At 73.6% G+C, this 3,460-nt stretch carries 2 protein-coding genes and 1 riboswitch; both genes read right to left on the bottom strand.

What is annotated here, in order from left to right:
• Positions 1-96 precede the first annotated feature (96 nt).
• On the bottom strand, positions 97-1,236 hold the full coding sequence (locus H5J29_RS25705; RefSeq protein ID WP_181783598.1) for an LLM class flavin-dependent oxidoreductase: 1,140 nt from the start codon (positions 1,234-1,236) through the stop codon (positions 97-99).
• On the bottom strand, positions 1,233-2,855 hold the full coding sequence (locus tag H5J29_RS25700; RefSeq protein WP_181783597.1) for an ABC transporter substrate-binding protein: 1,623 nt from the start codon (positions 2,853-2,855) through the stop codon (positions 1,233-1,235). Before H5J29_RS25700 ends, H5J29_RS25705 begins: the two co-directional genes overlap by 4 nt.
• Before the next feature lie 241 nt (positions 2,856-3,096).
• A riboswitch (SAM riboswitch) is annotated at positions 3,097-3,191 on the bottom strand.
• Between the last annotated feature and the right edge of the window lie 269 nt (positions 3,192-3,460).

Below are 3,460 nucleotides of genomic sequence, written 5' to 3'. Positions count from 1 at the left end.
CGCGACGGCCTCGGGAGACGGCACGTTCGCCCAGCTCAGCGGGTCGCCGAACGGCCGTCGACCGAGGCTCGCCGCTGACCCTCCGAACCAGCGAGGTCAGGCCGCGGCACCCCATGCCTCGGCGAGCAGCTCGTAGCTGCGGACCCGGTCCCGGTGCTCGGTGGTGATCGTGGTGACCAGCAGCTCGTCCGCCCCGGTGACCCGCGCCAGCGTCGCCAGCTGCGTCGCCACGGTGGCCGGGGAGCCCACGAACTGGGTGTCCACCCGGTCGGCGACCGCGGCGCGTTCCGCCGCGGTCCACTCCCGGGCACGGGCCTGCTCCGGGCTGACGTAGGGCTGGGCGCCGCGGCCGGTCCGGATGTCCAGCACCCACTGCCCGTACGGGGCGGCCAGCTCGCGGGCGCGGGCGTCGTCCGCCGCGACCACGACGTCCGCGGACACGATCACGTACGGGCGCTCCAGCCTGCCGGGCCGAAACGCCGACCGGTACGCCTCGACCGTCTCCAGGACCGCGTGCGGGACGGTGTGGTAGGCGGCGGCGAAGGGCAACCCGAGCTCGCCCGCCACCCGCGCGCTGGTCCCGGCGCTGGCCCCGAGCACGTGGACCTGCAGGTCGGCGCCCTTCGCCGGGGTCACGTCGAGCGGGCGCCCGTCCTCGCGCAGCGACGTCCCGGCCACATAGGACAGGATGTCGGTGACCTGCGTCCGGTAGTCGGGCGGGACGTCGTCCACGCTGAAGCCGAACAGCGCGCCGAGCGTCCCGAACAGCGACAGGTCACCGGCGATCCGCCCGGGTGACGGGATCAGCAGGCCGTCGACCGTGCGCGGGGCGGGTGGGGGCGGCAGCGTGCCCGGAGCCGCCGCACCCTGCCGGATCAGCGTGAGCAGCTTGTGGACGTCGAACCGGCCCAGCCCCACGTCGATCCGTCCCGGGTGCACGGCCGCGACCGTCCCGAACTGCTCCGCGACCGCGACCGGGGAGGTGACCGGCAGCTGCACCGCACCCGACCCCACCCGGATGCGTTCCGTCGCGTCGGCGACGAGGGCGACCAGGACCGGGGTGGACGACGACGCCACGCCCGGGTTCAGGTGGTGCTCGGCCACCCAGAAGCGGCGATAGCCCGCCCGCTCCGCGACCTGCGCGAGGTCGATCGAGTTCCGCAGCCCGTCACCGGCCGTGCCGCCTGCCGGGACCGGCGAGAGGTCGAGGACCGACAGCGGCACCGCACTGCTCACGAGGCCGACTTCCAGGTGTCGTAGAGCTGGATGCGCGAGGAGGCGTCGAAGGTGACGCCGTGGACGGTCGCCGCGAGACCGAGCGTGGTGGTCAGCTCCACGACGGGGACGGTGAGGTAGTCCTGCAGCAGGGTCTGCTGGGCCCGGGCCACGATCGCGTCCCGCTTCGCCTCGTCCGGCTCGGCGGCCTGGTCGGCGAGGAGCTGGTCCAACGGGCCGGGGGTCAGCCGGTAGAAGTTGCTCCCCGCCGTCGAGTACTGGGTGCGCAGGATGTCGGGGTCGGCGCGGGTCAGGTTGCCCCAGCTGGCCACGAAGTCCCCGGACTGCTGGACCGCGGGTGCCTCGGTGATCGGCCGCTCCCGGAGCTGGAGCTCGATCCCGACGGTCTTGAGCTGCTGCTGGACCAGCTCGAGCGTGGCCTTGTTGCTGGCCGCGTTGGCGTACCAGGTGAGCACGATCGAGAGCCGCTGCCCGTCCTTCGCCCGGATCCCGTCCGGCCCCGTGACCCAACCCGCCGCGTCCAGTGTGGAGCCCGCCTTGGCCGCGTCGAAGCCGAGCCTGCCCGACTCGTCCGTGTAGCCCGGGGTGCTCGACGCCAGCACGCTGGTGGCAGGCTTGGTCTGCGAGGTGTACGCCGCGCTCACCAGCTCGGGCCGGTCGACCGCCGCCGAGATCGCCGCACGCACCGCCGGGTCGGACACGATCGGCTTCGACAGGTTGAAGGCGATGCCGAACGGGATCCCGGGGTTGGCGCGGGCGACCAGCTGCGCGCCCGCCCCCTGCAGCGGCGCCTCGTCCTGCTGGCTGATGTTGCCGATCGCGTCGACCTCACCGGACTGCAGGCTGCCGACGCGCACCCCGGACTCCGGCACGATCCGGAACTCCAGGGTGTCCAGGTAGGCCTCCCCGGTGTGCGTGGCCAGCGAGGAGGGCCAGTCGTAGCCCTTCCGCTTGGCCAGCACGATCGAGTCGTTGGTCGTGTAGCTCTGCAGCGTGAACGGGCCGGAGCCGACCACCGCGGCGCAGCGCTCGTCGTCGGACTTCGCGACGGTCGCCGGGGACAGGATGCCGAGGCTGTGCGTCGAGGTGCCCTGCAGGAACTGCACGTTCGGCGAGGCGAACGCGACCGTGAACCGCGTCGGGTCCTCCACCGTCGTGCCCTGGTACCCGGCCAGGTAGCCCTTCGGCAGGGTGCCGCGGACGCCGATCTGCGGGACCCGGTCGAAGTTCGCCTTCACCGCGTTCGCGTCGAGCGGCGTCCCGTCGCTGAAGGTCACCCCGGGCCGGAGGGTGAAGGTGTAGGACTTCGCGTCCGGGCTCGTGGTCCAGGAGCTCGCCAGCCAGGGCTTGATCTCCCCCGTGGCGGGGTCCTGGTCGGTGAGCGAGTCGACCAGCTGGCGCAGCGAGTAGATCGAGTCGTTGCTGCCCACCTGCTGGGGGTCGACGCAGCCCTGGTCGCTGCCGACCGCGAACCGCAGGGTCCCCCCGGGCTGGGCGGTCCCGGCGGCGGCGGGTCCGGGGGTGGCCGAGCCGCACGCGGTCAGGGCCAGTGCGGCCACGAGCCCGAGGGCCGCGGGGAGGCCGAGGGTTCGGCGTCGGGGTCGGTGGAGGGAGGTCATCGCTGGTCAGTCCTCGGAAGGTGTGGGCCGGCACGGCCGGTCGACGGAGCCCGGGCAGCCCGCGGGGAGGCCGGGCGCGCCACAGGGAGGACACGGGACCTGGACGGTCGTCGTGCCGCGGGAAGGGGTCGTCAGCCCCGACAGCTCGCGCTGGCCACGCGGAGCAGGTCGACATGGCGCCGCCGAGCGCCCACGAAGGTGCGCGACGAACCGGTGCGTCCGTCGTCCGCCCGCATCTGCGCCTCCATCGTTCCCGGCGGAAGCACCCACACCCGCCTACGCGGGGGGTTGCTGCGGCGTCGCGGAGCCAGGTCTCTCAGCCGCTCTGGATGGCGACCCGGAGGTCGTTGCGGAGGACTCTACGGACCGGTCTCGCGTGTCCGTCAATCCTCGCCTCGCGACCCGTGACGCGCGTCACTCCTTGTCCGGCCTGCCACAGCGCACCCCGAGGAGGCGGACTGTGCCGTGGTTCACACTGCAGCCCCCGGGCCGGGTCTGGTTGTGTGGGAGGTCGAGGTCCGTCCTTGAGGAGGCTGCGAGCGATGCCCGGTCCCGCACGCGTGCTCGTCGCACGGCGGTGGCTCGACGGGCTCGGCTCGCCCCCC

Origin of the sequence: Pseudonocardia pini, assembly GCF_013870575.1 — a bacterium.
Taxonomy (GTDB): domain Bacteria; phylum Actinomycetota; class Actinomycetes; order Mycobacteriales; family Pseudonocardiaceae; genus Pseudonocardia; species Pseudonocardia pini.
The sequence above is the reverse complement of the archived record's forward strand: the minus strand, read 5'-3'. Positions and strand labels throughout refer to the sequence as shown.

Bases quoted from the DNA above. Each gene is read 5' to 3' on its own strand.
- H5J29_RS25700 (WP_181783597.1), bottom strand. From the start codon at position 2,855: ATGACCTCCCTCCACCGACCCCGACGCCGAACCCTCGGCCTCCCCGCG.